This is a genomic window from Methylobacillus sp. MM3, assembly GCF_001645185.1.
Classification (GTDB): domain Bacteria; phylum Pseudomonadota; class Gammaproteobacteria; order Burkholderiales; family Methylophilaceae; genus MM2.
On record NZ_LXTQ01000059.1, the window covers coordinates 17,672 to 43,810 of the forward strand.

Annotated in this window: 22 protein-coding genes; 9 read left to right on the top strand and 13 right to left on the bottom strand. The window is 56.8% G+C overall.

Going from position 1 to position 26,139, the window contains the following annotated elements; all coding sequences use genetic code 11:
• Positions 1 to 39 precede the first annotated feature (39 nt).
• From mutS to A7976_RS14535, 13 genes are all read right to left on the bottom strand, one after another.
• Positions 40 to 2,556 carry a DNA mismatch repair protein MutS gene (gene mutS / locus A7976_RS14475; RefSeq protein ID WP_067113668.1) on the bottom strand — a complete coding sequence of 839 codons (2,517 nt, stop codon included), beginning with the start codon at positions 2,554 to 2,556 and terminating at the stop codon, positions 40 to 42.
• Positions 2,557 to 2,801: 245 nt separating this feature from the next.
• Positions 2,802 to 3,455 carry a DUF1826 domain-containing protein gene (locus tag A7976_RS14480; RefSeq protein WP_067113570.1) on the bottom strand — a complete coding sequence of 218 codons (654 nt, stop codon included), beginning with the start codon at positions 3,453 to 3,455 and terminating at the stop codon, positions 2,802 to 2,804.
• Complete coding sequence (gene zigA / locus A7976_RS14485) at positions 3,452 to 4,672, bottom strand: zinc metallochaperone GTPase ZigA (protein WP_067113581.1); 1,221 nt, start codon at positions 4,670 to 4,672, stop codon at positions 3,452 to 3,454. Before zigA ends, A7976_RS14480 begins: the two co-directional genes overlap by 4 nt.
• Positions 4,673 to 4,687: 15 nt before the next feature.
• Positions 4,688 to 5,095, bottom strand: a complete 408-nt coding sequence (gene dksA, locus A7976_RS14490) for an RNA polymerase-binding protein DksA (RefSeq protein WP_067113584.1) — start codon at positions 5,093 to 5,095, stop codon at positions 4,688 to 4,690.
• Entirely contained in the window at positions 5,092 to 6,753 is a 1,662-nt protein-coding gene (locus A7976_RS14495; protein ID WP_067113588.1) for a formylmethanofuran dehydrogenase subunit A, read from the bottom strand. Before A7976_RS14495 ends, dksA begins: the two co-directional genes overlap by 4 nt.
• Positions 6,741 to 7,706: a GTP-binding protein gene (locus A7976_RS14500; RefSeq protein WP_067113591.1), complete on the bottom strand. Its 966-nt coding sequence runs from the start codon at positions 7,704 to 7,706 to the stop codon at positions 6,741 to 6,743. Before A7976_RS14500 ends, A7976_RS14495 begins: the two co-directional genes overlap by 13 nt.
• Positions 7,699 to 8,151: a phosphoribosyl-AMP cyclohydrolase gene (gene hisI / locus A7976_RS14505; protein ID WP_067113594.1), complete on the bottom strand. Its 453-nt coding sequence runs from the start codon at positions 8,149 to 8,151 to the stop codon at positions 7,699 to 7,701. The genes A7976_RS14500 and hisI overlap by 8 nt, the downstream gene beginning before the upstream one ends.
• Before the next feature lie 11 nt (positions 8,152 to 8,162).
• Positions 8,163 to 8,903: a ZIP family metal transporter gene (locus A7976_RS14510; RefSeq protein WP_067113596.1), complete on the bottom strand. Its 741-nt coding sequence runs from the start codon at positions 8,901 to 8,903 to the stop codon at positions 8,163 to 8,165.
• 230 nt (positions 8,904 to 9,133) lie between these two features.
• Positions 9,134 to 9,556 (bottom strand): Fur family transcriptional regulator, encoded by a 423-nt coding sequence (locus A7976_RS14515; RefSeq protein WP_067113599.1) that lies wholly within the window; start codon positions 9,554 to 9,556, stop codon positions 9,134 to 9,136.
• Between the two features lie 157 nt (positions 9,557 to 9,713).
• Positions 9,714 to 10,076 carry a response regulator gene (locus tag A7976_RS14520; RefSeq protein WP_067113603.1) on the bottom strand — a complete coding sequence of 121 codons (363 nt, stop codon included), beginning with the start codon at positions 10,074 to 10,076 and terminating at the stop codon, positions 9,714 to 9,716.
• Positions 10,069 to 11,757, bottom strand: coding sequence for an ATP-binding protein (locus tag A7976_RS14525; RefSeq protein WP_082878182.1), 1,689 nt, complete (start codon positions 11,755 to 11,757; stop codon positions 10,069 to 10,071). The genes A7976_RS14520 and A7976_RS14525 overlap by 8 nt, the downstream gene beginning before the upstream one ends.
• 32 nt (positions 11,758 to 11,789) lie before the next feature.
• A complete protein-coding gene (locus tag A7976_RS14530) occupies positions 11,790 to 12,164 on the bottom strand; it encodes an Hpt domain-containing protein (protein WP_165601755.1) in 375 nt (124 codons plus the stop codon).
• 32 nt (positions 12,165 to 12,196) lie between these two features.
• A complete protein-coding gene (locus A7976_RS14535; protein WP_067113614.1) occupies positions 12,197 to 12,844 on the bottom strand; it encodes a response regulator transcription factor in 648 nt (215 codons plus the stop codon).
• 721 nt (positions 12,845 to 13,565) lie between these two features.
• Here A7976_RS14535 and A7976_RS14540 point away from each other — a divergent pair.
• The 9 genes from A7976_RS14540 to pepA all read left to right on the top strand — a co-directional run bounded on the left by A7976_RS14540 (position 13,566) and on the right by pepA (position 25,927).
• Positions 13,566 to 14,630, top strand: a complete 1,065-nt coding sequence (locus A7976_RS14540; protein WP_067113618.1) for a GGDEF domain-containing protein — start codon at positions 13,566 to 13,568, stop codon at positions 14,628 to 14,630.
• A 114-nt stretch (positions 14,631 to 14,744) separates the two neighbouring features.
• Complete coding sequence (locus A7976_RS14545) at positions 14,745 to 16,538, top strand: diguanylate cyclase (protein ID WP_067113620.1); 1,794 nt, start codon at positions 14,745 to 14,747, stop codon at positions 16,536 to 16,538.
• Between the two features lie 189 nt (positions 16,539 to 16,727).
• Positions 16,728 to 18,008 carry a nucleotide sugar dehydrogenase gene (locus tag A7976_RS14550; RefSeq protein ID WP_067113623.1) on the top strand — a complete coding sequence of 427 codons (1,281 nt, stop codon included), beginning with the start codon at positions 16,728 to 16,730 and terminating at the stop codon, positions 18,006 to 18,008.
• Between the two features lie 20 nt (positions 18,009 to 18,028).
• Positions 18,029 to 19,099, top strand: coding sequence for an SDR family oxidoreductase (locus A7976_RS14555; protein WP_067113626.1), 1,071 nt, complete (start codon positions 18,029 to 18,031; stop codon positions 19,097 to 19,099).
• A gap of 123 nt (positions 19,100 to 19,222) precedes the next feature.
• Positions 19,223 to 22,006, top strand: a complete 2,784-nt coding sequence (gene prsT / locus A7976_RS14560; RefSeq protein ID WP_067113629.1) for an XrtA/PEP-CTERM system TPR-repeat protein PrsT — start codon at positions 19,223 to 19,225, stop codon at positions 22,004 to 22,006.
• A 141-nt stretch (positions 22,007 to 22,147) separates the two neighbouring features.
• Complete coding sequence (locus tag A7976_RS14565) at positions 22,148 to 22,921, top strand: hypothetical protein (RefSeq protein ID WP_205633548.1); 774 nt, start codon at positions 22,148 to 22,150, stop codon at positions 22,919 to 22,921.
• A 97-nt stretch (positions 22,922 to 23,018) separates the two neighbouring features.
• On the top strand, positions 23,019 to 23,891 hold the full coding sequence (locus A7976_RS14570) for a ThiF family adenylyltransferase (RefSeq protein WP_067113632.1): 873 nt from the start codon (positions 23,019 to 23,021) through the stop codon (positions 23,889 to 23,891).
• Positions 23,892 to 23,893: 2 nt separating this feature from the next.
• Positions 23,894 to 24,994: a nitroreductase family protein gene (locus A7976_RS14575; protein ID WP_067113633.1), complete on the top strand. Its 1,101-nt coding sequence runs from the start codon at positions 23,894 to 23,896 to the stop codon at positions 24,992 to 24,994.
• Between the two features lie 171 nt (positions 24,995 to 25,165).
• The gene (pepA, locus tag A7976_RS14580) at positions 25,166 to 25,927 is read left to right on the top strand and encodes a flocculation-associated PEP-CTERM protein PepA (protein ID WP_165601756.1); all 762 of its coding nucleotides are present in this window, start codon (positions 25,166 to 25,168) and stop codon (positions 25,925 to 25,927) included.
• Positions 25,928 to 26,139: the final 212 nt, after the last annotated feature.

A 26,139-nucleotide genomic window follows, 5' to 3' on the forward strand; every position in this document is an offset into this window, starting at 1 on the left:
AAAAAAGCCGGCGCATGCCGGCTTTTTTGTTTTCATAGCCTACCCCAGCAAGTTTTTCAGCTGATAGAGCGCCTCCAGCGCCTGCTTGGGTGACATCTCATCCGGCTCGATATCGTCCAGCGCCTCCACCACCGGATGCGGCATCGGCTCGCTCGCCTCGGGTACCGCAAACATATCCGCCTGCGGCCCCGCCGCGATGCTCTGCTGCTCCAGTTGCGCCAAGCGACGACGCGCTGCCGCAATCGTGGATTTCGGAATGCCCGCCAACTGCGCTACTTGCAAACCGTAACTCTGGCTGGCCGGCCCTTCCTCCACGCTGTGCAGGAATACTATGCTGTCGCCGTGCTCGACCGCATCCAGATGCACATTGGCGACCTGCTTGTAGTCTTCCGTAAGCCGCGTCAGCTCGAAGTAATGGGTGGCGAACAGCGTATAGGCGCGGTTGCGTTCCAGCAGATGGCGGGCACAGGCCCAGGCCAGCGCCAGGCCGTCGAAGGTGGAAGTACCGCGGCCGATTTCGTCCAGCAGCACCAGGCTCTGCTCGGTGGCGTTGTGCAGAATGTTGGCGGTTTCGGTCATTTCGACCATGAAGGTCGAGCGCCCGCCGGCGAGATCGTCCGAAGCGCCGATGCGGGTGAAGATACGGTCGATCTTGCCGATTTTTACCGCGGTCGCCGGGACGTAGCTACCGCAGTAGGCCAGCAACGTGATCAGCGCCGTCTGCCGCATATAGGTCGATTTTCCGCCCATGTTGGGGCCGGTGATCAGCAGCAACTGGCGATAGGCCGAGAGCCGCGTGTCGTTGGCGATGAAAGGCTGTGCAATCTGCTCCACCACCGGATGACGTCCGCCGACGATCTCGATCACCGATTCGTCGGTGAATTCCGGCGCGACGAAATTCAACGCTTCGGCACGCTCGGCGAAGGCGCACAGCACATCCAGCTCCGCCACAGCCGCAGCGGTGCATTGCAACACGGCGATGTGCGGCAGCAACTGCTCCAGAACCTCGTCGTACAGCGCTTTTTCGCGCGCCAAGGCCCGCTCGTTGGCGGACAAGACCTTATCTTCGAAGGTTTTCAACTCCGGCGTGATGTAGCGTTCTGCGTTCTTCAGCGTCTGGCGACGGCGGTATTCGGGCGGCGCGTTTTCGGCCTGCGCGCGACTCAACTCGATATAGAAGCCGTGCACGCTGTTGTATTCGACCTTGAGGCCGGCGATACCGGTACGCTCTTTTTCGCTCGCTTCGAAGGCCAGCAGAAATTCGCCGCAGTTGGTCTGGATCGCGCGCAGTTCGTCGAGCTCGGCGTCGAAACCTTCTTCGATCACACCACCTTCGCGCAGAACTACGGACGGCTCCGATTTAATGGCGCGCGTCAGCAGGTCCAGCGCCGCTGCAGGCGCATGCACGGCCAGCGACTTCAGGCGTTCGGAAATAACGGATCGCAAACTTTCGCTCACCTGCGGCAACTGGCGCAAGCTGTCGCGCAGGCCGGAAAGATCACGGGGTCGCGCCGTCTTGAGGGCAATGCGGGCGGTAATGCGCTCGATATCGCCGATGGCGCGTAACGCCTGGCGCAGCCCGGAATACAGATCGCTTTCGATCAGTTCGGCAATGGCCGCATGCCGCGCGCGTACCTCGTTCTGGTTGCGCAGCGGGTGGTGCAGCCAGCGGCGCAGCAAACGCGCGCCCATTGCAGTCTGCGTGGTATCCAGCAGGGAAAACAAGGTCGGCGCCGCCTCGCCGCGCAAGGTTAGGTCGATTTCGAGATTGCGGCGGGTCGCCGCGTCCAATTGCACGAACTCGCCGGATTGCTCGACCGAAATGCCGAGGATGTGCGGCAGCGCGGTGCGCTGGGTGTGTTTGAGGTAATCCAGCAATGCACCCGCCGCCGAGATCGCGGCATTAAGGCCCGCGCAGCCGAAGCCGCTCAGGTCGTAGGTGTTGAACTGACGCGTCAGCGATTGCGTGGCGGAATCGAGATCGAACTGCCACGGCGCGAGGCGCTTTTTGGGACATTTCGCGGCATCTATTGCGGTATGCGCAAAACCATCGGGTAGCAGCAATTCGGCCGGCGCGATGCGTTCCAGCTCTTGCGCCAATAGCACCGGGGCGATTTCGTTGAGCACGAACTGGCCGGACGCGAGATTAATGCGCGCCAAACCGAGCACATCCTCGCCCGGGCACAGCGCCAGCAACACGCTGTCGCGCGTATCGTCGAGCAAGGCGCTATCGGTCAGCGTGCCGGGCGTCAGAATGCGGACAACCTGGCGCTCCACCGGTCCCTTGGATTTGGCCGGATCGCCGATCTGTTCGCAGATGGCGGCGGCTTCACCCAGTTTTACCAGTTTGGCGAGATATTGCTCGATGGAATGATACGGCACGCCCGCCATGCGAATCGGGTCGCCATTGGAGGCGCCGCGCTTGGTGAGCGTGATGCCGAGCAGGCGCGCGGCCTTTTCGGCATCGTCATGGAACAGCTCGTAGAAATCCCCCATGCGATAGAACAGCAGCATGTCTGGATACTGCGCCTTGATGCCAAAGTACTGACGCATCATCGGCGTGTGATTTTGCAACCCTTCGGGGCTCTTGTTATTTTCCTTATCAATCAAAACTCATGACCCATCCGTTGCTCAAGCCGTTACAAAATCCGGAGAAACGATAGTTTACGAAGAAAACCCTCGCCTTGCTGAGCATTTTGCCACTGACAATCTCAGAGATTCAGCTATGCGACCCTTCAGTTAAACCTCGTTAAAGGCAGATTGATGGATACGGGGGTGAGCAAGCAATGGAATCGGGCTTTTCACCATAATCCATCAAGTGCCAACATGATTCTCGGGCCTGAACTCATGGGTACTTGTGGAGACCGATGAATGACACCACGTCCGGAATTGCCCTGCCATCGCGTTCCCTTGAGCAGGGCGATTGCGTAGGGGGCTATCCGGTGAATCCCGGCAGGATCGAGAATGATGCCGGATGCTTCGTCCTCGATACCGGCGGAAGCAGGGCCCAGCTTGCTGCGATCCGCACAGGAGTCTTCCAGCCATTCGGTTCCCGGGCCACGATAAGTGCACAACAGCCGAATGCCCGTATGGTCGATATGAAACCGGGGGCACATGGCATGCTGCATGACCTCCAGCCGCACGCCCACCTGGGGGCAGCCCAGAAGATCGCAAAAAATTTCAATCAGGAAATCGATGTCGGCAGCAAATGCCATGCGCTCAGGATGCTCGGGCAGCAAATGGGCAGGAAATCGCTCCTCCGCCTTCATGGCGTAGCGAAAACCGGATCCCAACCGCGCCGCTATCGCTTGCAGATATGCATCCGCGACAGGAATCCGGGGGCGGTTGACGACGACAACCTGGCGATCCGGCTCGAAAATCTGGATCAGGTCCAGCATCGAATCGCGGCGCACGGGGCGCACAGCCTTTCGCAATGGAATAACACTGCGGGTCATGCTTCCTCCAGTATTTCCTGTTCCATTTCCTGGCCCCAGCGCGGGAAAGGATCGGGCAGGTCGCGCCAGGCACTCTCTCCCAGCCGCATTTCTGTATCGTTCAACAGGCAGGCATCCAGTTTTGCGCACATCGCGGCTTCATCCAGGCCGACACCGATGAACACCAGCTCCTGGCGCCGGTCGCCGAATTCCGGATCCAGGTTCTTGCGGATCTGGGCGAGGTATTCCGGATCGTCCGGCCACTGGGCGGGATCTACCGCCGACCACCACAATCCGGCCGCGCCGTGGCGGCAAGCACCGCCCGCCTGCGCCCAATTGCCGGCAAAATCGTAACGCGAGGCCAGCCAGAAATACCCTTTGGAGCGCAGCACACCTTTCCATTCGGTGTGTATCAGGTTCCAGAAACGCTGCGGATGGAAGGGGCGGCGAGAACGATAAACAAAACTGTTGATGCCGTATTGCTCGCTTTCCGGCACGTGTTCGCCGCGCAGCTCCGCCAGCCAGCCGGGAGCCTGCGCAGCCTGCTCGAAGTCGAACAGGCCGGTGTTCATGATGGCATCCAGCGGGACGCGGCCGAATTCCGAAATCACCTGCCGGGCGCGGGGGTTGAGCGTATGCAGGATATGCTGCAAGCGGTCAACATCGTCCGGGCTCACCAGGTCGGCCTTGTTGATGACGATCACGTCGCAGAACTCCACCTGCTCCACCAGCAGGTCCACGACGGTACGGTCATCCTCCTCGCCCAGGCTTTCGCCGCGTTCCGCGATGGAGTCCGGCGATTGATAGTCGCGCAGAAAATTGAAGGCATCCACTATGGTAACCATGGTATCGAGCCGGGCGACATCCGACAGGCTGCGGCCTTCCTCGTCCGCAAACGTGAAGGTTTCCGCCACCGGCAGCGGCTCGGAAATGCCGGTCGATTCGATCAGCAGATAGTCGAAGCGGTTCTCTCGCGACAGCCGGTTGATTTCCACCAGCAGATCTTCGCGCAGGGTGCAGCAGATGCAGCCGTTGGACATTTCCACCAGCTTCTCCTCGGCGCGAGACAGTTCGGCGCCGCCTTCGCGCACCAGTTGCGCGTCGATATTGATTTCGGACATGTCGTTGACGATCACGGCCACTCGCCTGCCCTCGCGGTTGTTCAGGACATGGTTGAGCAGCGTAGTTTTGCCGGCGCCGAGAAAACCGGAAAGCACGGTAACGGGAAGTTTTTGCATGGGATGCTCCTGATATCAATTGCCGAACTGGCGTTCGCGACGTTCGTGGCGCTCCTGCGCTTCGATGGTCAATGTGGCGACAGGTCGAACCATTAAACGCTGCAAGCCGATGGGTTCGCCGGATTCCTCGCAGTAGCCGTAAGTGTTCTCGTCAATGCGCTGCAAGGCGGCCTCGATCTTGTGCATCAACTTGCGCTCGCGGTCGCGGGTACGCAGCTCCAGGGTGCGCTCTTCTTCCAGCGTAGCGCGATCGGCGGGGTCGGATATTTCCTCCGATTCGCGCAGATGTTCTCCGGTGCTTGCGAAATTGTTGAGAATTTCTTCGCGCATCTGCTGCAGCCGCGTACGAAAAAAATTACGCTGCGCAGGATTCATGTATTCCTCCGGCGGCATGGCAAGTAACTGTTGCTCTTCGGGAGTCATGCGGGCTCCTTGAGTTGGTATCGGGTTTCCATGCGCGGCATGGTTGCACTGCCCAGAATATCGGGCCGGATCTTAAGATGGTCCAGCCGGAGCGTAAAGTAATCGTCGAAATAGGATTGCAGTTCGCGTTCGATTTCCCGGCCGCCGCCTGAGGACAGGCTGAGGACATGGCCCGGCGGCTCGGCCAGCACCTCGCCATCGCGGACTACTGGCTCGCCGTTCTTGAACAGCCATGCCGCGCGGGAAAACATTGCGGCGTAATTCTCATCGGGCGCATACACCGCGATATCGGCCTTGGCGCCGATGCCGAGATGCCCGCGATCCTGCATTCCCATTAGCCGTGCAGGCGCGGCACGTGTGGTGATGGCGAGGTCGTACAGCGAATACTCGCGACGGAGTTCCTTCAGCAGGCACAGTTCCGCCGCTTCCGGGTTCAGCGAGGCCAGGACCTCGTTGCGATAAGTGGCATCCATCAGCAGCCGGATCAGCTCCGGATAGCGGGTGAAAGGCGCGCCGTTGGGACTGTCGGTGGTGAAGAAAATCTGCCAGGGGTCATCCACCAGCAGGAACAGTTCCAGTCCGATCGCCCATTGCAGCGTGTTGATGAAGTTCGCTTCCTTGTAGCGATAAGGCAGAATGCCGCCGCCGCCATCGCATTCCACATCGGCGGCCACCCATTTGGCCGGGCTGGCGACGCCGTGCGCGTTGTACTGGCGCATCACGTCGCCGGAAATGGTCACCGTCTGGCCGAACAGCACCTGGCCGACGTCAGCCGTGATGTGGGGATTGGCATTGATGGCCTCGGCAATGCGTGCCGCGCCCGAGCAGAAGCCGTGCCGGCCTTCATCGGCGTAGCTATGGAACTGGATGTGCGTCAGGTGCATAGGCAAACCGCGTGCGGCTTCTATCGTCGCCAGCGTCGTCGCCACATTGCCCGGAGTGCCGAGATTGTTGCAATGCACATGCAGCGGGTGCGGCACTCCCAGCGTGCATACCGCGGTTTGCAGGGCGTTGAGGATCGCGCGTGAACTGACGCCGTAATAGGGTACTTCTTCGTCCAACTGCAGCGTGCGCGCATTGAATTTGAAAGCGCTGGCGCCGCCCGCGTTGATGACTTTGAGGCCCAGGCAGCGTGTCGCCTCCAGCGTCCACGCGACATAATCGTTCACGGCCTGCTGGCCGCGCCGGTTGCGCAGCAGCCGCAGCAGAAAGTCATCGCTGCCCAACACCGCCAGCCCGGCGGTGTCGAGGATGGGAATGTCGGCCATTTCCAGATGCGCCTGCAGCGCATTCGTGGGCAGCACGGCCGGTTCCACGACGGTGGTATACCCCATCTGCGCGTAACGCCTTCCGGTATCGCGCGTCGACCATTTGCCGGGGCGCCGCGTCCCCATACTGCCCATCATGTGTTCGCGTCGCAGGTCAGGCGTGATAAGGCGGGCGGTATTTACGTTGCCGCCGGCGATGTGGCTGTGAATATCGATAGCGCCGGCCATGACGACTTTTCCGGCCACGTCGATATCGTTATCCACTGCAGTGCCGGGCTCAGGCGCAGCCACGATGAAGCCATCGCGGAAGTAGACATCGCGCACCTCGCCATCGATGCCGTGTTCCGGGTCGTAGACCTGTCCGCCGCGCAATCGGGTCAGGCCAGGCATTTGCGGAAACCTTCCTCGAAAATGTCGCGCGGCAGCCGGCGGCCGATGAATACCAGCACCGAATCGCGCGGTTCATCGTCCTCCCAGGGCGCTCCGTCAGTAGCACCCATCAGCATGTGTACGCCCTGAAACACGACTCGCTTCGGATTGCCCGAGATATTCAGCACGCCCTTGTAACGCAGCAGATCGCGGCCGAAATTGCTCCCCAGTACCGACAGCCAGATTTCCAGCTTTTCCGGATTCAGTGGGTAGCGCTCGCGCAGCACGAACGACGCGATGTCGCTGTGATGGTGGTGATCCTCTTCTTCGAGAAAGCCGGGCTCCATCTCCAGAATCGCATCGAGGTCGAAACCGTGCAGGTCCAGCACATGGTCGATGGGCACATTGCCGAAGTGCGCTTCCTCGACTGGCGTCCGTGGATTGATGTCGCGTATCAGCGATTTCACGGCTTCGACCTGCGCCGGGCCTGCGATATCACCCTTGGTAATAAAAATCCGGTCGGCGAAGGCAATCTGCTCGCGCGCCTCGTGCTGCGCCTCCAGCTGGATCGCCGCATGCACGGCATCTACCAGCGTCACGACGCTGTCCAGCCGATAGGCAAGCTGGATCGTCGGCTCGGCGATGAAAGTCTGTATCACAGGCCCCGGATCGGCGAGACCGGTGGTTTCAATGACGATGCGCTCGAACTCGTCCGCACGCGTCAAGAGCGTCTTGAGAATGCGCACCAGATCGTCGCGCACGGTGCAGCAGATGCAGCCGTTGTTCATTTCGACGATCTGCTCCTCGCTTTGCACCAGCAAGTCGCTGTCGATGCCGGCCTCGCCGAACTCGTTTTCGATCACGGCGATGCGGCGGCCGTGGTGTTCTTTCAGGATGCGGTTGAGCAGCGTGGTTTTGCCCGAACCGAGAAAACCGGTCAATATGGTCACGGGAATACGGCGGTCTTCACGCATGCTGCTCTCCGTAAGCCAGTTGCGGGTCGTAGACCTTCTCGCTTTCGAGATAGGTCAGCGAAAAATCGGTTTCCCCGCCGAACACATTGAGCTCACGGAAAAAGCATGAGCGGTAGCCGACGTGGCACGAAGCGCCGCCGGTCAGGGCAACTCTCAGCAACAGGCAATCCTGGTCGTCGTCGATCAGAATATGCCGGACCTCCTGCGCCTGGCCGGAGCGCTCGCCTTTGCGCCATAGCTGCTGCCGCGCACGCGACCAGTAGTGCGCCATGCCGGTGCGGATGGTGCGCTCCAGCGCTTCGCGGTTCATCCAGCCCAGCATCAGGACTTCGAGGCTGGCATCATCCTGCGTCACGACCGGAATCAGCCCGGACGCATCGAACAACGCCTGCAGTTCGGTGCCTTCTTCGATGCTGTACAAATCCTTACGAGAGGGAAACTCCATGAAAACTCCTTTCAGTGCAATGCCTGAGCAAGTATTGCGACCCCGACGCCAGCCGACATCAGGACCAGTTGGGTCGCGCCGTCCCGCAGGCTGCGGCGGCGATGCAACTCGGGGACCAGATCGGCCACCGCGATATAGATGAAACTGGATGCTGCCAGCACCAGAATGGTGGGTATGGCCTGCTGGGCGTGATCCAGCGCCAGCCAGCCGGCAAGGCCGCCCAGCATCATCGCCGCCCCGGAAAACGCATTGAGCATCAGCGCGCGGGCTTTGGAGACGCCCGAGCCGAGCAGCACCATGAAATCGGAAATTTCCTGGGGAATTTCGTGAGCCGTCACCGCCACGGCAGCGGCCCAACCCAGGGAGGCATCGGTCAGGAAGGCCGCTGCGATCAGGACGCCATCGACGAAGTTATGCATGGCATCGCCGATGACGATCATCGCGACTTGCGGTTGATCCGTCGTCTGGCCTTGTGCCGTAGCGTGGTCATGCCGCCACAGGGCCAGCTTTTCCAGGATGAAAAACCCGCTCAATCCGGCCAGCAATATCCAGCCTGCCTGCGTGATGGCCAGCCCCTGCTGGATTGCTTCCGGCAGGATGTCCGTCAGCGCAAAAGCAAGCAGCACACCGACGGCGAAAGCCACCATTTTGTCGGCAAAGCGTGCAAGAAAAGAGAGGGCCACGGTAGCCGCCAGCAGCACCGAGATGACCCCACCGGCCATGGTTGCCATCAGGATGAAGAGCAGGGTCATGGCCGCTGCTCCGCGTAACGCCGGGCTCGCGCCAGACGCCCGGCTACAGGCTGGCCAGCCGCGCCGGTTTTGCGGGCTTGAAAGATCAGTACATGAGGTGAGTTGCCCAAGCAATCCGGCTTGGACATGTCGGGGAGGTTTGAATACATTCAGTGAGCGCCTATTTGCAACAGTGTTGCATTTTATCCGCGCCCACCCACTTAATGCAACAGTGTTGCATTAATTCCGATTTATTCCGCCGCTACACGGCTGCAGTCGTCACAGATGCCCTTGAGGTTAAGCTCAATCGATTCGACGGAAAAGCTGGCAGGGACTTTCTTTGGCAATACAGGCTGAACATCCGGCAGGCAGAAAATCCTGCCGCACTGGTTGCATTGGAAATGCGCATGGCGATGCATGGTTTCATTGCGTGTCAGCCGAAATCTCCATGCGCGGCCGGCTCCGGCGACCTTGTGCAACAGGCCATGTTCTACCAGCCAGTCCAGCACTCGATAGACCGTGACCCGGTCGAACTCGCCCAGTGCCTGAAGCCGATCGAGGATTTCCGCATGCGAAAGCGCGGCGTCGGTTTCCATCAGGATGCCGAGCACAGCGCTTCTGACCGGCGTTGCCCTCTGCCCCGACGCCTGGATAAGTTGATCAGCTGAATTCATGGAGCAGAAAATACTTGCAATCAGGTAGCCAAGTCAAATAAACGGCATGGCGAGTTATTTACCTGGAGTGACTGGTAGCCAGGATAGTGGCCGGAATGAAAAACCGGGTGAAATTATGGGGTATCAGCGCGAAACTCTCATGCACGCATGAGTAATGCTAACTACCTTGTATCGCTTGCAGCAGGCTGGCGCGGGTGGTTGGCTTGCTGGCAATCGCATCGAAGCCTGCCTGCAAAATGGCAGCCTGCTCGTCCGGCAGCACATGCGCGGTGTAAGCGATCAGCCGAGTGGCTTGCCAAGCTCCATTCCCCTGTATCGTTTTGCATAACTCGATACCGCTCATGCCCGGCATGCTGATATCCAGCAGGGCGCAGCGATAACGATGCCCCGCCATCTTTTCCAAGGCTTCCTGGCCGCTGGCGGCGAGATCGACGGCCCATCCCTCCTGCTGCAAAAAAAGTGCCGCGACCAGCCGATTGATCTCCTCATCGTCCACGACCAGAATCGTGCGTTCACTCATGTGAAATTTCTCCAACAGGCAGGGTGACGTAAAACGTTGTTCCCACCGTTTCTTCCGACTCAAACGAAATTTCACCCGCCATCAAATTGACCAGCTCCTTGACCAAGGCAAGGCCCAGGCCCGAGCCACCATATGAACGGGTCAGGAACGAATCGGCTTGTCGGAAACGTTCGAAGACATGCCGCCGATACTCCTCTGCAATGCCGATACCCGTGTCTTTCACCGCCAGATGCATCGTGGTAGCCGACAACACCACGCTTACCTTGACGTATCCTTTTTCGGTAAATTTGATGGCGTTTTCCAGCAGGTTGTTGATGACCTGCACCAGCTTGGTACTATCGACCAGATAATTTCCCGCGCCCTCCGGCGGCATCTGTATCTCTACCATGAGCTGCAGATTCTTTTTCTCGGCAGACGCCCGGAACACTTCGACTGCATCCTGAAGCAGGGTCGGCAAATGTTCGGGCTTGTTTTCCACGGGCATGCGGTCCGCTTCAATACGCGCCAGATCGAGTATGGTATTCACCAGGCTCAGAAGATGCTGCCCGCTTTTGTAAATGATGCCGGCCGACTCGCGCTCGATCGGATTGGAAAGCGAATGCTGGAGATATTCGGCACCGCCAAGGATGCCGTTCAAGGGCGTGCGCAGTTCATGCGACATGTGCGCGATGAATTCCGATTTCATCTTGTTGGCGGATTCCGCCTTGCTCTGATCGCGCATCAGTCTGACCGCCAAACCCACAAGCACATAGCTGAACAACACGACCACCAGCGAAGCAATGGCCGCGTCCATCAAATAAATATTTCGGCGAAGACTGAAGTCAGCCCACGCCTCTTCCTTGCCGATACCGACAACTGCGGCCAGCGGATAATTCCGGATGGCGCGATAACTGAATAGCCGCGGCACCCCATCGGTCACGCCCCGGTTCTCGAAATTGCCGTGATCGGCCTTGCTCCATAGGCCGAACAAGGGCGACTTGAGCGCAAGTCCCGCTGTCGAACTTCCGTCGCTCTTGGTAAGCGACCGGATGATACCGTCTCGCCCCACAACTGCCACGACGCCCATCCGGCCGATATCGGATTCGCCATAGAAGTTCGTCAAATATTGCGGATCCACCCCAACGCCGACCACTCCGCCGAAACTGCCATCCGGCAGATCGATACGGCGCGTAAACGGAATGGCCCATCTTCCCGTAAGCCTTCCCTTGACCGGGGGCCCGATCAATAACTCATCCGTGTCTCGCGCCAGATGGAACTTGAAGTAATCGCGATCGCTGACATTCAGCTTTTTGAATCCGGCCACACTCGACGACTGGAGCATGCCATGCCTGTCGATGATGCCGAACTGCGCAAACGGTTCGGAAGGCAGAATGCCGTTTTTCCGCAGGTCATGAAAATTCAGGTGCGTGCTTCCTTCTTCGAACTGGCATTTCAGCAGCCGCAGGGATTGTTCGACAATATCGATGGTACGGGAGACATGTTTTTCGAAGGCACGCACCAGCGTTTCATTTTGTTTGAGGATATCCTGCTGGGTCCGCCGGTATTCGGATTGAATCTGGACCATGGTTGCAATCCAGATGGCGGCCAGCAGCAATAGCGAGAAAAGGGAAATAACCCAGGCCAGGCTCAAATGCCGCAGCCAGGCAGCGGACAACCAGTCCGTGAATTTTTCTATCTTCATCAACGATTCAAATTTTTAGTTGCGGGGCGGCTTTATTGATCTGGAGCCGATCTTTCCGAGGTGCTGCCAAGATACAGCGATAAATCCGATGCCACCCCGGCAAGTTCATCCATGAAGCATGAAAATTCCGCATCGGACGGGCTTGAGCCGGATTGCGCCTTGTGTTCCAGCACTACCGCCATCGCCTGCGCCCGTGCCGCGCGAAAAATGCCCAATGCGCCGCGCAGCCGATGGATATGCCCTGCGAAACGCGGCAAATCCTTTTCCCGGAATGCGGAAGACAGCAGATGGACTTTTTCCGGATAACGCTTGATGAATTTCGCGGCGAGCAACCGCAGGGCCGCATCGTCTCCCCGAAGGTCCGACAACGAAGACTGAAGATCCGTGTGGGCACTGATGTGGTTCACCTTGTACTTCCCTTGCTGCCACGGTTGCCGTTCTATAGGTCAGATGGCACAAAGCCGTGGCGAACCGCATATAACGTAAGGCTGGCGATATCGTGCAAGCCCAGGCGCTTCATCAACTGGGTGCGATGAAAATCCACGGTTTTCGGGCTGAGCCCCAAGTCGCGGGCGATTTCCTTCGTCGAAGAACCCAATGCAATGCCTTTCAGAATTTCAATCTGGCGTGCGGTCAATAAAGATTTCCCGGCATATTCGAGAGATTCCTCTTCGCGCTCGACCGGCGGGCTATGCAACAGCCGGGGACTCAGATAAATCTCGCCTTCGGTCACCTTGTTGAGCGCCTCCTCCAGCTCGGCCAGCATGAAGTCCTTGAGCAAATATCCGTTTGCGCTGGTGGCAAAAGCCGCCTGGATGATCTCGGCGGAATTCAGCGCCGACAAATAGATAATTTTTACCTGCGAATCAAACTGGCGGATTTTCCGCACGACCTCAATACCGGTCATGTCCGGCATGGCGATGTCGATCAATGCAATATCCGGCTGCAATTGGCGCTGCATCCTGAGCGCGCCAGAGCCATCCTCCGCTTCCGCAATCACCTCGAAACCATCCAGCTGGGATAATAGTGCCCTGATTCCCATCCGTACCAGAAGGTGGTCGTCCGCGATGAGCACACGCTGGTTCATATGAGCCCCTCCCCTGACAGAGTAGAGCCCTGAGACCATTCAATCAATCGACTGGGCCATATCAATACGCTATGTATCGGTATGGGGCGATTTCAGAAACTCTACTTTAAGGTCAAATTCTTTTTTATAACTGAAACCGGCGATAACGAGATCGGATCGGAAGCCATCGTTGCGCTCCCCAACCCATCCAGTAGCCTATTCTCAAACCTTTCCCGAATTGATGATACCTAGGTATCAACCTAGGTTCTGCTTTGCAAGCATTGCGTAATAATTGCTTGCTTACGCTAGCCAACCGGCCGGTTCGTGCCTTGCGCGCCTCGCGAAGACCCACTCCTCTCCCCGATTATGAAGCGCTCGCGGCAAACCATGCCATGGGTTTGCGCAAGCCATACCGGCTGTCAGCCGATTTTTCGATATCCATATTCATCGGGCTGGCTGGAGCATGGCAATAATTTCGCCCTTCATGAGCCCGCCAGCAACTGAGGGGAAACCAGCTTTGAAACAAAATCTGCCAGTCACCGATATTGAGGTTTTCCTGAACGAAAGCCGTCCCATCGTCATGCGTACAAACCCGCAAGGAAAGATACTGTAGGGCAAGGCTACCTGTTTGCGAAGCCGCACATCGTGGCGGAAATGAGGAAATAAAAAATTCAAGAAAAAGGGTTGGGAAGAAATCCAGTAACTACCCAAGACCCGATTCTCATCGATTAGGGGGTGGCAAGTGAGTCAAACCGAACAAGCGCTGCTTGAGCAGCTGAAAATTTCTGATTTCGATATTGAATATCGAAAATTGCTGTTTTCGCTTACCAATGAAGATTGCCAGTTACTTGAGGCATGCAAGCCTATTGTTGAAGTCAGAATCGATCAATTGATCGACCGCTTTTACGAAAGGCAGACCGGAGTGCCTGAAATCGCAGCCATGTTGGGCGATGCGCATGCGCTGGAGCGGCTGCGCGCCGAGCAGCGCAACTATGTGCTCGGCCTCTTTTCCGGCATCTATGATCTCGAGTATGCAAAGCATCGCATTCGCGTCGGGCTCAGCCATACGTGTGTCCGCATCGAGCCCAAACTGTATTTATCCAGCATCAATATGCTGAAGAGCCTGTTGATGGAGCTGATTATCGAAAATATCGCCGATGAGATTAAGCGTCATGCCACCCTGAAAGCTCTCAACGCCCTGCTTTTGTTCGATGTTCATCTGCTGATCGATGCTCATGTTCAGTCATTGATGGCCGAAGTAGAAGCTTCGAGGAAACAATGCGAGCACTTTGTCGCTTCGCTTGAAAGAAAGGTGCAGGAACGTACGCAGCATCTTGAAAGACTGGCAAGCACCGACCCATTGACAGGCTTGCAGAATATACGGTTTCTCCACCAAACCATGACGCGCATCCTGCGTGCCGCCCAGCGGCGTTCGGAATATGTATCGGTTGTCTTCCTCGACATCAACGATTTCAAGGCGATCAACGACACCCATGGCCACCAGCGCGGAGATGAGCTATTGCGGGTTGTCGGTGCTGCGATACAACAGATTTCGCGCCTGGAGGACAGTTGTTTCCGCTACGGCGGGGACGAATTCTGCATGATATTGCCCAATTGCAGGGAGGCCGAAGCGCATGCGTTATATATCGGAAGATTGAATGCGGCACTCAAGCATCAGGTGGAAAACGTAAGGCTGAGCATCGGCATTGCCGAAGCGGCGCCGGATGCTTCCATCGAGCCCGCCGAACTCATCCGCCTCGCCGATAAAAGGATGTATCAGGCAAAAAGAATGAATAAGGGAATATAAGCCGCAATGCTATCCTGCAATGGGAGACGCAATTCCGGAAGAAGACTCGAGTGGCAGTCAGTCATCCTTTACCCCCGCTGCATGTAGAGTCGGAGTAGCGCAGTAGAGGTAGAAATGTCGTTAAGCAAGAAAATATTTCGTCGTTTTGCCGCTGCCCAATGGATAGAGCTTGCTATCGCCTTGTTTGTCCTCGGCGGTTTGATTGCCTACAACATTGCGCGCGAACACCAGCGTGTCGAAGCCGTGGAGCGGGATCGCCTGGCAACCCAGGCCCGAGTCATTTCCAGGAACCTGGAATTCCAGCTCAAGGGCGCCAATCAAGCACTGCTGGGCGTGCTTGAGGAACTGCGTGAACAATCCCTCTTGCATCATAAGGTGGATACTCAACACCTCAGATTGCTTGCCAATGCCATGCCGGGTATCCGCGCCATCAGCGTATTCGATAACCAGGGCAATTTAATCTCTTCCAATTATCCGGAGTTTGTTGGCCAAAACTTCAGCCACCGTGAGTATTTCACAACGGTAAAAGAACATCCCAGCCGGGAAACCCTTTATATCTCCAAACCATTCAAAGGCCTTAACGGGCGTTACCTCATCAATGTCACACGCATGGTTCCCGACAAGGCGGGAGGATTTGCAGGCATAGTCACTGCCACGCTCAATCCTGAGTACTTCACTACATTATTGACCTCTGTCCTGTATGCGCCTGATGTCGAGAGCTCGCTGGCCCACGGGGACGGTTTGCTTTTCATTGTCGAGCCTGCACGCGAGGGCCATGCTGCCCAGGAATCCAGAATGATCGCGCAACGCATCGTTCAATCTGGCCTGTTAAAGATGGACAAGTCGCTGGATGTGACCGTCAGCCGGGATACCGAAGCGATCTTCGAATCATGGAGGCATACGAGCCTCATCGAGATTGGCTTTTTCCTTCTCTTTACCATTTTTTCGGTCTCATTCCTGTATATCTATCAAAAGCATCAGCGCCGATACGAACAATTGGCTACTGCCTCCGCGCTCGCCCTGGAGCGATCGGAAAAGCTATTCCGCTCGACGTACGATTCAGCAGCGATCGGCATGGCGCTGCTGAATCTGGGCGGTCGTTTCATAAAGGCCAACCAGGCGCTATGCAATATCGTCGGATACACGGAAGAAGAACTCTGCCAAAAGACATTTGCAGAAATCACCCATCCGGACGATCTGGAAGCAAATCGCTCGTTGATGCGTGAGCTGGTAGCGGGAGCATGCGTTAATTATCAGATGGAAAAACGCTATTTCCACAAGGATGGCCGCATCATCTGGATTTTGCTCACCGGTTCGGCAACCCATGACTCCAGGAATGAGGTTCTTTATTTTGTTGTGCAGATACAAGATATTAACGAGCAAAAGGCACTGCAAGAGAAACTGAAAACACAGGCCTTCCAGGATTATCTGACCGGGCTTCCCAATCGTCGCCACTTCATGGAGCAAGCCGCCATCGAACTGGCCCGTGTCGCTCGTTATGGCGGCGAACTTTCCTTGTTGATGGTGGATGTCGATAACTTTAAAAAAGTGAATGACACCTACGGGCATCAAACCGGCGACCGCGTGCTTCAGAAACTCGGCGAGGTAAGCAAGGCAATTTTGCGCGATGTCGACCTGATAGGTCGTATAGGCGGAGAAGAGTTTGCAATACTGCTGCCCGAAACGGATGGAGAGAAGGCAAGGGAAGTCGCCGAGCGCCTGCGCGTGGCCATCGCCCATGAAAGCTTGATATTAGAAATGGGGGTTCCGCTGCAATTTACGGTGTCCATTGGCGTTGCCACGATAGCGGATCACGCGATCAATCTCGATACATTTCTCGCGAGGGCGGATACGGCGCTGTATCACGCGAAAACAACCGGACGCAACAAGATCAGCCTCGCGCACTGACATTCCCCAATACGCCCCGACGTTGGGGATCTGCAGTTTTCATTCACGATTTCGAGCTATGTGAATACAACCTCCGCGCTCTACCCCAGATAGGCTATTGCATACTTTATACGTTCAGGATTAATGTGTTAGCGATATACAGGCGCACCTGTCTCCCCGTGCGCCCGGTCTGGACAAGGGACACTCAATATGAGCGTGGTTGCCGTCGTTGGACTCGGGTATGTGGGACTGCCTCTGGCCGTCGAATTCGGAAAAAAGCAACGCACTATCGGATACGATCTTTCTGCGGACAAGATCGCTAACTACCAGCGTGGCATCGATCCGGCAGGGGAAGTTTCAGGCGCCGATTTCCAGGCTGCCAGCCAACTCACCGTCACCACCAATCCGGCCGAATTGTCCCAGGCCGACCATATCGTAGTTGCAGTCCCAACCCCGGTGGATGTCGCCCACCAGCCCGATTTCAGGCCCCTCACCGGCGCCAGCGAAACGGTAGGAAAGCACATGAAACGGGGCGCCATCATCACCTATGAATCCACGGTATATCCCGGCGCCACCGAAGAAGTCTGCATTCCTCTTCTGGAAAAACATTCCGGCATGCAATGGAAAACGGATTTCCACGTCGGCTATTCCCCCGAGCGCATCAACCCGGGGGATAAGGAACATACACTGAGCAAGATCCTGAAAGTCGTCTCGGGCGACGCCGCCGATACCCTGGAAAAAGTCGCCGCGCTCTATGAAACCATCGTCACGGCCGGCGTGCACCGCGCCTCCAGCATCAAGGTGGCCGAAGCCGCCAAGGTGATCGAAAACACCCAGCGCGACTTGAATATCGCACTGATGAACGAGCTGGCCATCATTTTCGACAAGCTGGGAATCGATACCCAGGAAGTCCTGCAAGCGGCCGGCACCAAATGGAATTTTCTTCCCTTCCGGCCGGGGCTGGTCGGCGGGCACTGCATTGGCGTCGACCCTTACTACCTCACCCACAAGGCAGAGATGATCGGTTATATCCCGCAGGTGATCCTGGCGGGCCGCCGCATCAACGACAGCATGGCCAAGGTGGTCGCCGAGCAAACCATCAAGCAGATGATCAAGGCCGGTTTCAATGTGCGTGGCGCCAAGGTCAACGTGTTCGGACTGACGTTCAAGGAAAACTGCCCCGACCTTAGAAACTCCAAGGTGGCCGACGTGATACGCGAACTTCAGGATTACGGGATAGAAGTCCATGTTCACGACCCTATCGCCGACCCCGATGAGGCGCGACACGAATACGGCCTGGAAATCGAGGCCTGGGAAGACCTCCCGCGGGCGGAGGCGATTATCGCCGCGGTTTCGCATCGGGAGCTTCTGGCCAGACCATTGAGCGATTTTCAATCCAAGCTGGCAGCGCAAGGCTGCTTTATCGACGTCAAATCCCAGTTCGACCACACGGCACTTCGCGAGGCCGGGCATTGCGTCTGGCGCCTCTAGCCGGAAAGGAATGAGTGGATATGAGCAAGTATCAGGAAGCCCGGCAGTATTTACAGAATCACCAGCACCGCTGGCTGGTCACCGGCGTGGCCGGCTTTATCGGCTCCAACCTGCTGGAAGCCTTGCTCGGCCTGAACCAGAAAGTCACCGGGCTGGACAATTTTTCCACCGGCCACCGGCATAACCTCACGCAGGTGCAGGAGCTGGTCGGACCGGAGGCATGGGCCAACTTCACGTTTATCGAAGGCGATATCCGCAGGCTGGATGACTGTCGGCTCGCCTGCGAGGGCGTGGAATATATCCTGCATGAAGCGGCGCTGGGCTCCGTGCCGCGATCCATAGAAAACCCCATCCAGACCAACGAAAGCAATGTATCGGGATTCCTGAACATGCAGGTGGCATCCCGCGATGCCGCCGTCAAACGCTTTATTTATGCCGCATCCAGCTCGACCTACGGCGACCAGCCCGACCTGCCCAAGGTGGAATCGGTCATCGGCAGGCCGCTCTCGCCGTATGCGGTCACCAAATATGTCAACGAGCTTTACGCGGATGTGTTCGCCCGCTGCTACGGCACGGAATCCATCGGGCTGCGCTACTTCAATGTCTTCGGCCCGCGACAGGACCCGGAAGGCGCCTATGCCGCGGTGATCCCGCAATGGGTCGCCGCACTGATCAGGAATCAACCCTTGCATATCAACGGCGATGGCGAAACCAGCCGGGATTTCTGCTTTGTCGACAACGTCGTGCAGGCCAACCTGCTCGCCGCCCTGACCGACAATCCGCCGGCCGTGAATCAGGTATACAACGTCGCGCTCAATGAGCGCACCAGCCTGAATCAGCTCTATGAAATGATGCGAACGCTGCTGCTTGAGCGCTTTCCTCATCTGCAGGCCCATCGCCCGCAATACGTGGATTTTCGCGCCGGGGATGTACGCCACTCCCAGGCAGACATTGCAAAAGCCGAAAGCCTGCTTGGGTTTCAGCCGACCCATCGCATCGATGCCGGACTGAAACAGGCCATGGACTGGTATGTCGACAATCTCGTCCCCGCAGGATATCGGAGCGGCGAGAAGGGCGCGGCTGCAATGTGATTTTGTAGTTTAAAGAACGGAACGGGACGCCTGATGCATTGGCAACATTCGGAACTTATCGAAGGCTACGCCGCATGAGTCCAGTCCGCACTGGCAAATTTGCTTGGGGTTGAGGAGATAACGATGTTCAAACGCATATATCCGCGCACCAGGATCGCCGTCATGTTATTGGCACCGGCACTCATCTTGGGCGGCGTCGTGTCCTGCGGGAAACCACAGACTCCACAGGCACTTATTGCCGAAGCGAGACAATATCAGCAAAAAGGCGACACTCCGGCCGCCATCATCCAGCTCAAGAATGCCTTGCAGAAAAATCCTAAAGACGCCGAGGCTCGTTTTCTGCTGGGATCGATCTACAACGAAGCCGGCGATTCAAAATCCGCGGAAAAGGAACTGCGCAGAGCATTGGACCTGGGCATGAGCCGCACCCAGGTGCTGCCCGAGCTTGGCAAGGCCCTGCTCGTTCAAGGGCAGTACCAGCAAACCCTGGATGAAACGCAACGGCTATCGGGTGAGAAGGAATCTCCCGAGATAGCGAGCCTGCGCGGCAATGCCTACCTGGCGCTGGGCAAGAACCAGGAAGCGAAAGCGGCATTCGAGCGAGCCCTCAATAGCCAGCCCGATTTTCCGTCAGCGCTCATCGGGCTGGCCAGACATGCGCTCATGGAAAAAAATATCGAAGCGGCAACGCGCTTTTCCGAGCAGGCGGTAGAAAAAAATCCGAAAAATGCCGAGGCCTGGCTTTTCAAGGCCGATCTGTTGCGTGCCCAAGGAAAAATCGAGCCGGCGATGGCCGCTTACGACCAGACGCTGAAACTGCAGCCGAAAAACGTCATGGCACATCTCAACAAGGCCTTCCTGGAAATCGGCCTGGGGAAATTCGACGCAGCCAAAGCCGATATCGACGCGGCAAAAAAGGTAGCGCCAGGCGGCCTCATGGTCTTCTACACCCAGGCGCTGCTCGATTTCCGCCAGGGGAAGCATGCCGAGGCCTGGGATTCGTTGCAACAGATACTGCGGGTAGCGCCGGAACACATGCCCAGCGTGCTGCTAGCGGGAGCGGTGCAATATGCCCTGGGATCGATGCCTCAGGCCGAGCTTTATCTGAAGAGTTATCTGGATAAAGACCCAAGGAATCCATACGCCCGAAAAGTGCTAATTTCCACCCTATTGAGAGCCCACAAGACGGATAGCGCTTTTGAAGTACTGCGGCCGGCACTCCAAAACTCCCACCAGGACTTCGAACTGCTCAGGCTTACTGGCGAAACATACATGCAGGCAAAAGATTTCGAAAAAGCTGAGGAGTACTTCGAAAAAGCCGCGGCACTTTCGCCTAAAGACGCTAATGTCCACACTGCGCTAGGCATCAGCAAGCTGGCACAGGGCGATGATACCCGGGCCATCGCCGAACTCGAAATGGCCTCGGATCTGGACAGCCTATCTTCACGGCCGGATCTATTGCTGGTTATTACCCATCTGCGCAAGAAAGAATTTGACCTGGCATTGAATGCAGCGAAGAACTTTGAGAAAAACCAGCCCAGCAATCCCCTCAGCCACAATCTGAAAGGCGTTGCCTATCTTGGCAAGAAAGATTACGCGAACGCCCGGGCGAGCTTTGAAAAGGCGACTGCCATCCAGCCCAGCTTTTTCCCTGCGGTGGCCAACCTGGCGCAACTCGATCTGATAGAAAAGAAACCCGAGCGTGCCAAACAGCGTTTCGAAGCACTGCTCGCCAAGGACAAAAAAAACTTCAAAGCGATGAACGCCCTTGCCAATCTCGCCCTTGCGCAAGGACAGAAAAAGGAAGCTACCGCATGGCTGGAGCGCGCCAGCAAAGAAAATCCAGATGCATTGGAGCCAGCCCTGCAACTGGCGGCACACTATCTGCGCATGGGTGAGAAACAGAAAGCGCTCACCTTGACGCAACAATTCCAAGGCGCCAACCCGAACTCACCCGAAGTACTGGATATTCTGGCCCAGGCGCAGTTTGCGAACGGCGATAAGCAAGCTGCATTAGCCACTTATAACCGCCTCGCCGCTATGCGCCCGAACTCCGCTTTGGCACAGTTGCGCATCGCTTCTATGTACAGGGCCATGCAAAACCCGCAGGCAGCAATGGAAGCCCTGAAAAAGGCATTGGAACTGCAACCGGACTACCTGGAAGCGCAAATGAACCTGGCGGCGCTGGAAGCCAGTAATGGAAAGTACGATCGCGCGGTCGCCATCGCCCAGACAATCCAGAAGCAGCGTGCCAAATCGCCCGCCGGCTATTTGCTGGAAGGCGACCTGCTGATGGCACAGAAAAAACCCGATGTCGCAGCGAAACTCTATGAGCAGGCCCACGCGCTCAGCAAAGGAGGCCTCGCGCTGATAAAACTGCACGAAGCTCTCACCAATGCCGGGAAAGGCAAGGAAGCGGACGCCCGATTAGCTCAGTGGGTGAAGGAGCATCCTGCGGATAATACGACCCGGTTATACCTAGCTGGTACCTTTCTTGCTGCTAAACAAAACGAGGCGGCCATCGAGCAATATCGGATCATTCTTCGGCTGAATCCAAACTATGTGCCGGCACTCAATAACCTGGCCTGGCTGCTGCACCAGCAGAATGATGCTCGCGCCCTGGGGTATGCCGAGCAAGCCTATAAGCTCAAGCCGGACAATGCCGCGATCCAGGACACCCTGGGATGGATACTGGTGGAACAAGGCAATGTCACCCGCGGCCTGCCGTTGTTGCAAAAAGCCGCCAGCCAGGCACCGGGGGCCGCGGTAATTCGCTATCACCTGGCGGTTGGGCTGATGAAGTCCGGCGACAAGGCCAATGCGCGCAAGGAACTGGAGCAATTGCTGGCGAGCGGAAAGAGCTTTTCTCAAATCGAGGAAGCACGAGCGCTGCTAAAGAAGTTATAACGATATGAATAATATCAATAATTCAAACAATAACATGGGTGAGCCGCCAGGCGTCCTCTTGGGCCGACACAACAAAAACAACAGGAATGGACCAGGAGGTCGGCCCGACTGAAACAGGCTCTCAGCCATGAGGAGAAGCCAATGGCCAGCAAAAACCGGGGTCTGGATGAGATGGTGCCCGACAAGACCATCAAGGAGATCCTGTACACCCCAACCATGGAAGACGTGATATGCCCGGATACCGAACCGCGCATCGAGTTCGAAGACTTGACCGTTGATCAGAAAACTTTTGCCATACGTCTTGCCGATACGGAAGAAGGTCGCAACTCCGCAAGCATGCTTATTAACAAGATGTATACCTGGCGGGGCTATTCGGGGTCTCACGAACTCCATGAAAGCCCCAGCCGCATTACCTTGACTGCTTCCGACAAGCATACTGCCATCGGAACCGTCACATTGAGCATCGATTCTCCCATCGGCATTCTTGCCGACGAAATCTTCAAGGATCAGGTCGATATGCGCCGGAATCTCGGGGGCAAGGTATGCGAGTTGATCAAGCTGGCTTTCGACCCCAGAGTTCGCTCCAAGCTGGTCATGGGTTCGCTTTTTCACGTGATCTTTATCTATGGCCGCTATATTCATAAATGCACCGACGTTTTTATCGAGGTCAATCCACGACATCGCCGCTTCTATGAAACGATGCTGGGCTTCAAACGGATCGGGGAAAGAAGGATGAATCCACGCGTCAACGCACCGGCTGTTCTGCTTTGGGTGGATGTGGATTTCGTTGCGGAGCAGATCCGCAAACTGGGAGGCACCAGTAGCCACCCGGGGGTCGAGCGGTCCCTGTATCCATATTTCTTCTCCCATCGCGAGGAGGAAGGCATACTGCATCGGCTATTAAGCATAGGCTAGGCGCATGAATTTTCAGCAATATTCGTTGGCAACCGGCTGAATAACGAGCATCCCGCCAGTTGTCTTATCAATCTATCGCCTGACGCACAGAGGGATCATGTCATTGCCGGACGAAACCGCGTTCAGTTATGAAACCGCGTTCTCGCGCAATATCGGCTGGTTAAGCGATACCGAGCAAAAGACTCTGCGGCATAAGCGGATTGCCATCGCCGGCATGGGTGGCGTGGGCGGTTTTCATTTGCTCACGCTGGCACGCCTGGGTGTCGGAAAATTTAACATTGCCGATCTGGATACATTTGAGCTCGCCAATTTCAATCGGCAGGCCGGAGCGGGAATGTCGACTCTGCATCGTCCCAAGGTCGAAGTGCTGGCGGGAATGGCTTGGGAAATCAATCCCGAAGCAGAATTGGACATTTATGCGCTAGGCGTGAATGCGGCCAATCTTGACGAATTTTTCAAGGATGTGGATATCTACGTCGACGGCCTCGACTTTTTTGCCTTCGATGCGCGCGAACTCGTCTTCGCCCACTGCGCCCGGCACGGCATTCCGGCCGTCACTGTCGCCCCGCTTGGCATGGGCGCGGCCTTGCTCAATTTCATGCCCGGCGGCATGACGTTCGAAGAGTACTTCCAGCTCGCCGGCCGTCCCGAGTTGGAAAAAGCCGTGCGCTTCCTGGTCGGCCTCGCGCCTGCGCTATTGCATCGCCATTATCTGGCAGACAAGTCCCGGGTAGACCTCAAGGCGCGTAAAGGGCCTTCCACCATCATGGCCTGCCAGCTCTGCGCCGGCGTCGCCGCCAGCGAAGCGCTCAAGATTCTGCTCGGCCGCGGCAAAGTATGGGCCGCACCTCACTGCATCCAGTTCGACGGTTACCGCAACAAACTGGCGCATACCTGGCGCCCGGGCGGCAATCGCAACCCGCTTAACATGCTGGCCATTGCCATGGCCCGGCATCAGCTGGGAATCTAGGCATGCAGCTGCATCTCCAACGCATACTCGACCTGGCCCGCTGGGCTCCCAGCGGCGACAACACCCAGCCATGGCAATTCGAGATTCTCGGCAACGAGCACATCCTGGTACACGGCTTCGACACGCGCGATCATGTGGTCTACGATCTGGACGGCCATGCCAGCCAACTGGCCGTCGGCGCCCTGCTGGAAACCCTATCCATCGCCGCCAGCACCGTGGGGCGTACAGCCATCATCCAGCGCAGGCCGGGCACGCCTGAAACCCACTTGCTATTCGATGTGCGCCTGCAATCGCAAGACTATCTCGCGCCTGACCCGCTGGCTCCTTATATCGAGAAGCGTGTCGTGCAGCGACGCCCGATGTCTACCCACCCGTTGAACAACGAGCAGAAAAAAGCGCTCGCGAGGACTTTGCCCGCAGGCTATGCGGTAGCCTGGTTTGAAGGGCTCGCCCAGCGCTGGCGGCTGGCCAGGTTCATGTTCGACAACGCCAAGATACGCCTCACCATCCCGGAAGCGTATGCGGTGCACAAATCTGTCATCGAGTGGGGCGCGAAATTCAGCCGGGACAGGATTCCCGAGCAGGCGGTCGGCGTCGATCCGCTGACCGCCCGCTTCATGCATTGGGTCATGGACAGTTGGGAACGTGTCGGATTTTTTAACACTTATCTTTTAGGGCATCTGCCGCCCAGACTGCAACTGGATTTGCTCCCCGGCTTGCGCTGCGGCGCGCATTTTGCCCTGCTCGCTCCTGCGCCCCTCGTCTCCGTGGACGACTATATCGCCGCCGGCCGCGCGCTTCAGCGCTTCTGGTTGACCGCCACCCAGTTAGGTTGGCTCATCCAGCCCGAAATGACGCCGGTTATCTTTACACGCTACCATCGGCACGGCCTGGCTTTTACCGCGACACAAGCCGCACTGAAAGAAACGGGAAAGTTGAATGCACGACTGGAAACCATGGTAGGCACAGCGCAAGTCGAGCGCTTGTTCTTCATGGGCCGCATCGGGATGAAGCCGAGGCCATGGGCGAGATCCACCCGCAAGAACGTGGCGGAATTGACGATTGCCGGAAAGAGTTCAAGCCCGGTTGAGTCTGTCGGATAAATTTACATGTCGCGATTGTTTTCTTGATGCCATGTTTAATGGGTAGCAGAATCGGATTAAATACATTGATTTTTAACTGTTTTTTATGTTTGGCACCTCTCTTGCTTTATGTCAGTCAGACAAGCCCCATCAATTAATAACCATTGAGAGAGGTTCCAAATGTTTAAGCACATGAAAAAAACTCTGGTAGCCGCCTCCGTTGCGGGCATGCTGGGTGTGGCTGCCCCTGCATTTGCTGTCGGCACTGGCGGTACATTTAGTGTCGATGAAGGAGTCATAACCGGGACACCAAGCAACATAGTGACCGCCGATTCTTTCGACTTTTCTTACGAAGCCACCATCGACCAAACCATTGTTGGCGACTTTGACTTTGTCGGCGACACTTTCATAGAAACGGGTACTTTTGAATTGTCGTCCTATAAAGATGGGATCGACACTCAACAAACATCCCTGAATGGATTCGAGCCAGCTGGTTATGGCTTGATCGGCGATTTCACCGCAACAGGTACAGCAGGCATCACCGGCGTAAACATTACCGCGCTGTTCGATACCTTCCTGATGAATCTGTATATTGATGACGACCAAGACGGCGTAGGCGATACGTTGCTGGGTACTGCCAGTTTGGTTCCCGGTGAAGGCGTCGCTCATATCTTCGACGGATTGGCCAATGGCGACTTCGAGGCGGTGATGGCCTTCACACCCACCGCGTTCGGCGAAACCTATTTCTTCGACCCCAACCCGTTCTATATCCAGTTGAATTACGCGGGCAATACCACCACCATTACAGGCGCCAGCACCGAGGAATCCTTTGTGGCTGACGTGGATGGTTCCGGTAACGGGTTCTTTACCAATGCCGTGCCAGAACCAGCTTCTCTCGCGCTACTGGGCATCGGCCTGCTGGGACTGGCTTTCTCCAGCCGTCGTCGGACCTAATGGGAAGCGCCGTTAAAGGAATAAAAATATCAGAATTAAAACTGCAGCCCCATGGAAACATGGGGCTTTTTTCTCTACCTTATCCCATCCTCGAAAACCTTTGCCTTCATCCTTCATACAGCCTGTCAGCCACAAGTTCAGCCCTCTTATCCGCAGCGATATTTAGCGGATAGGAATCGAGAGAACGCAAATAATCGATTCCAGAATTTTCC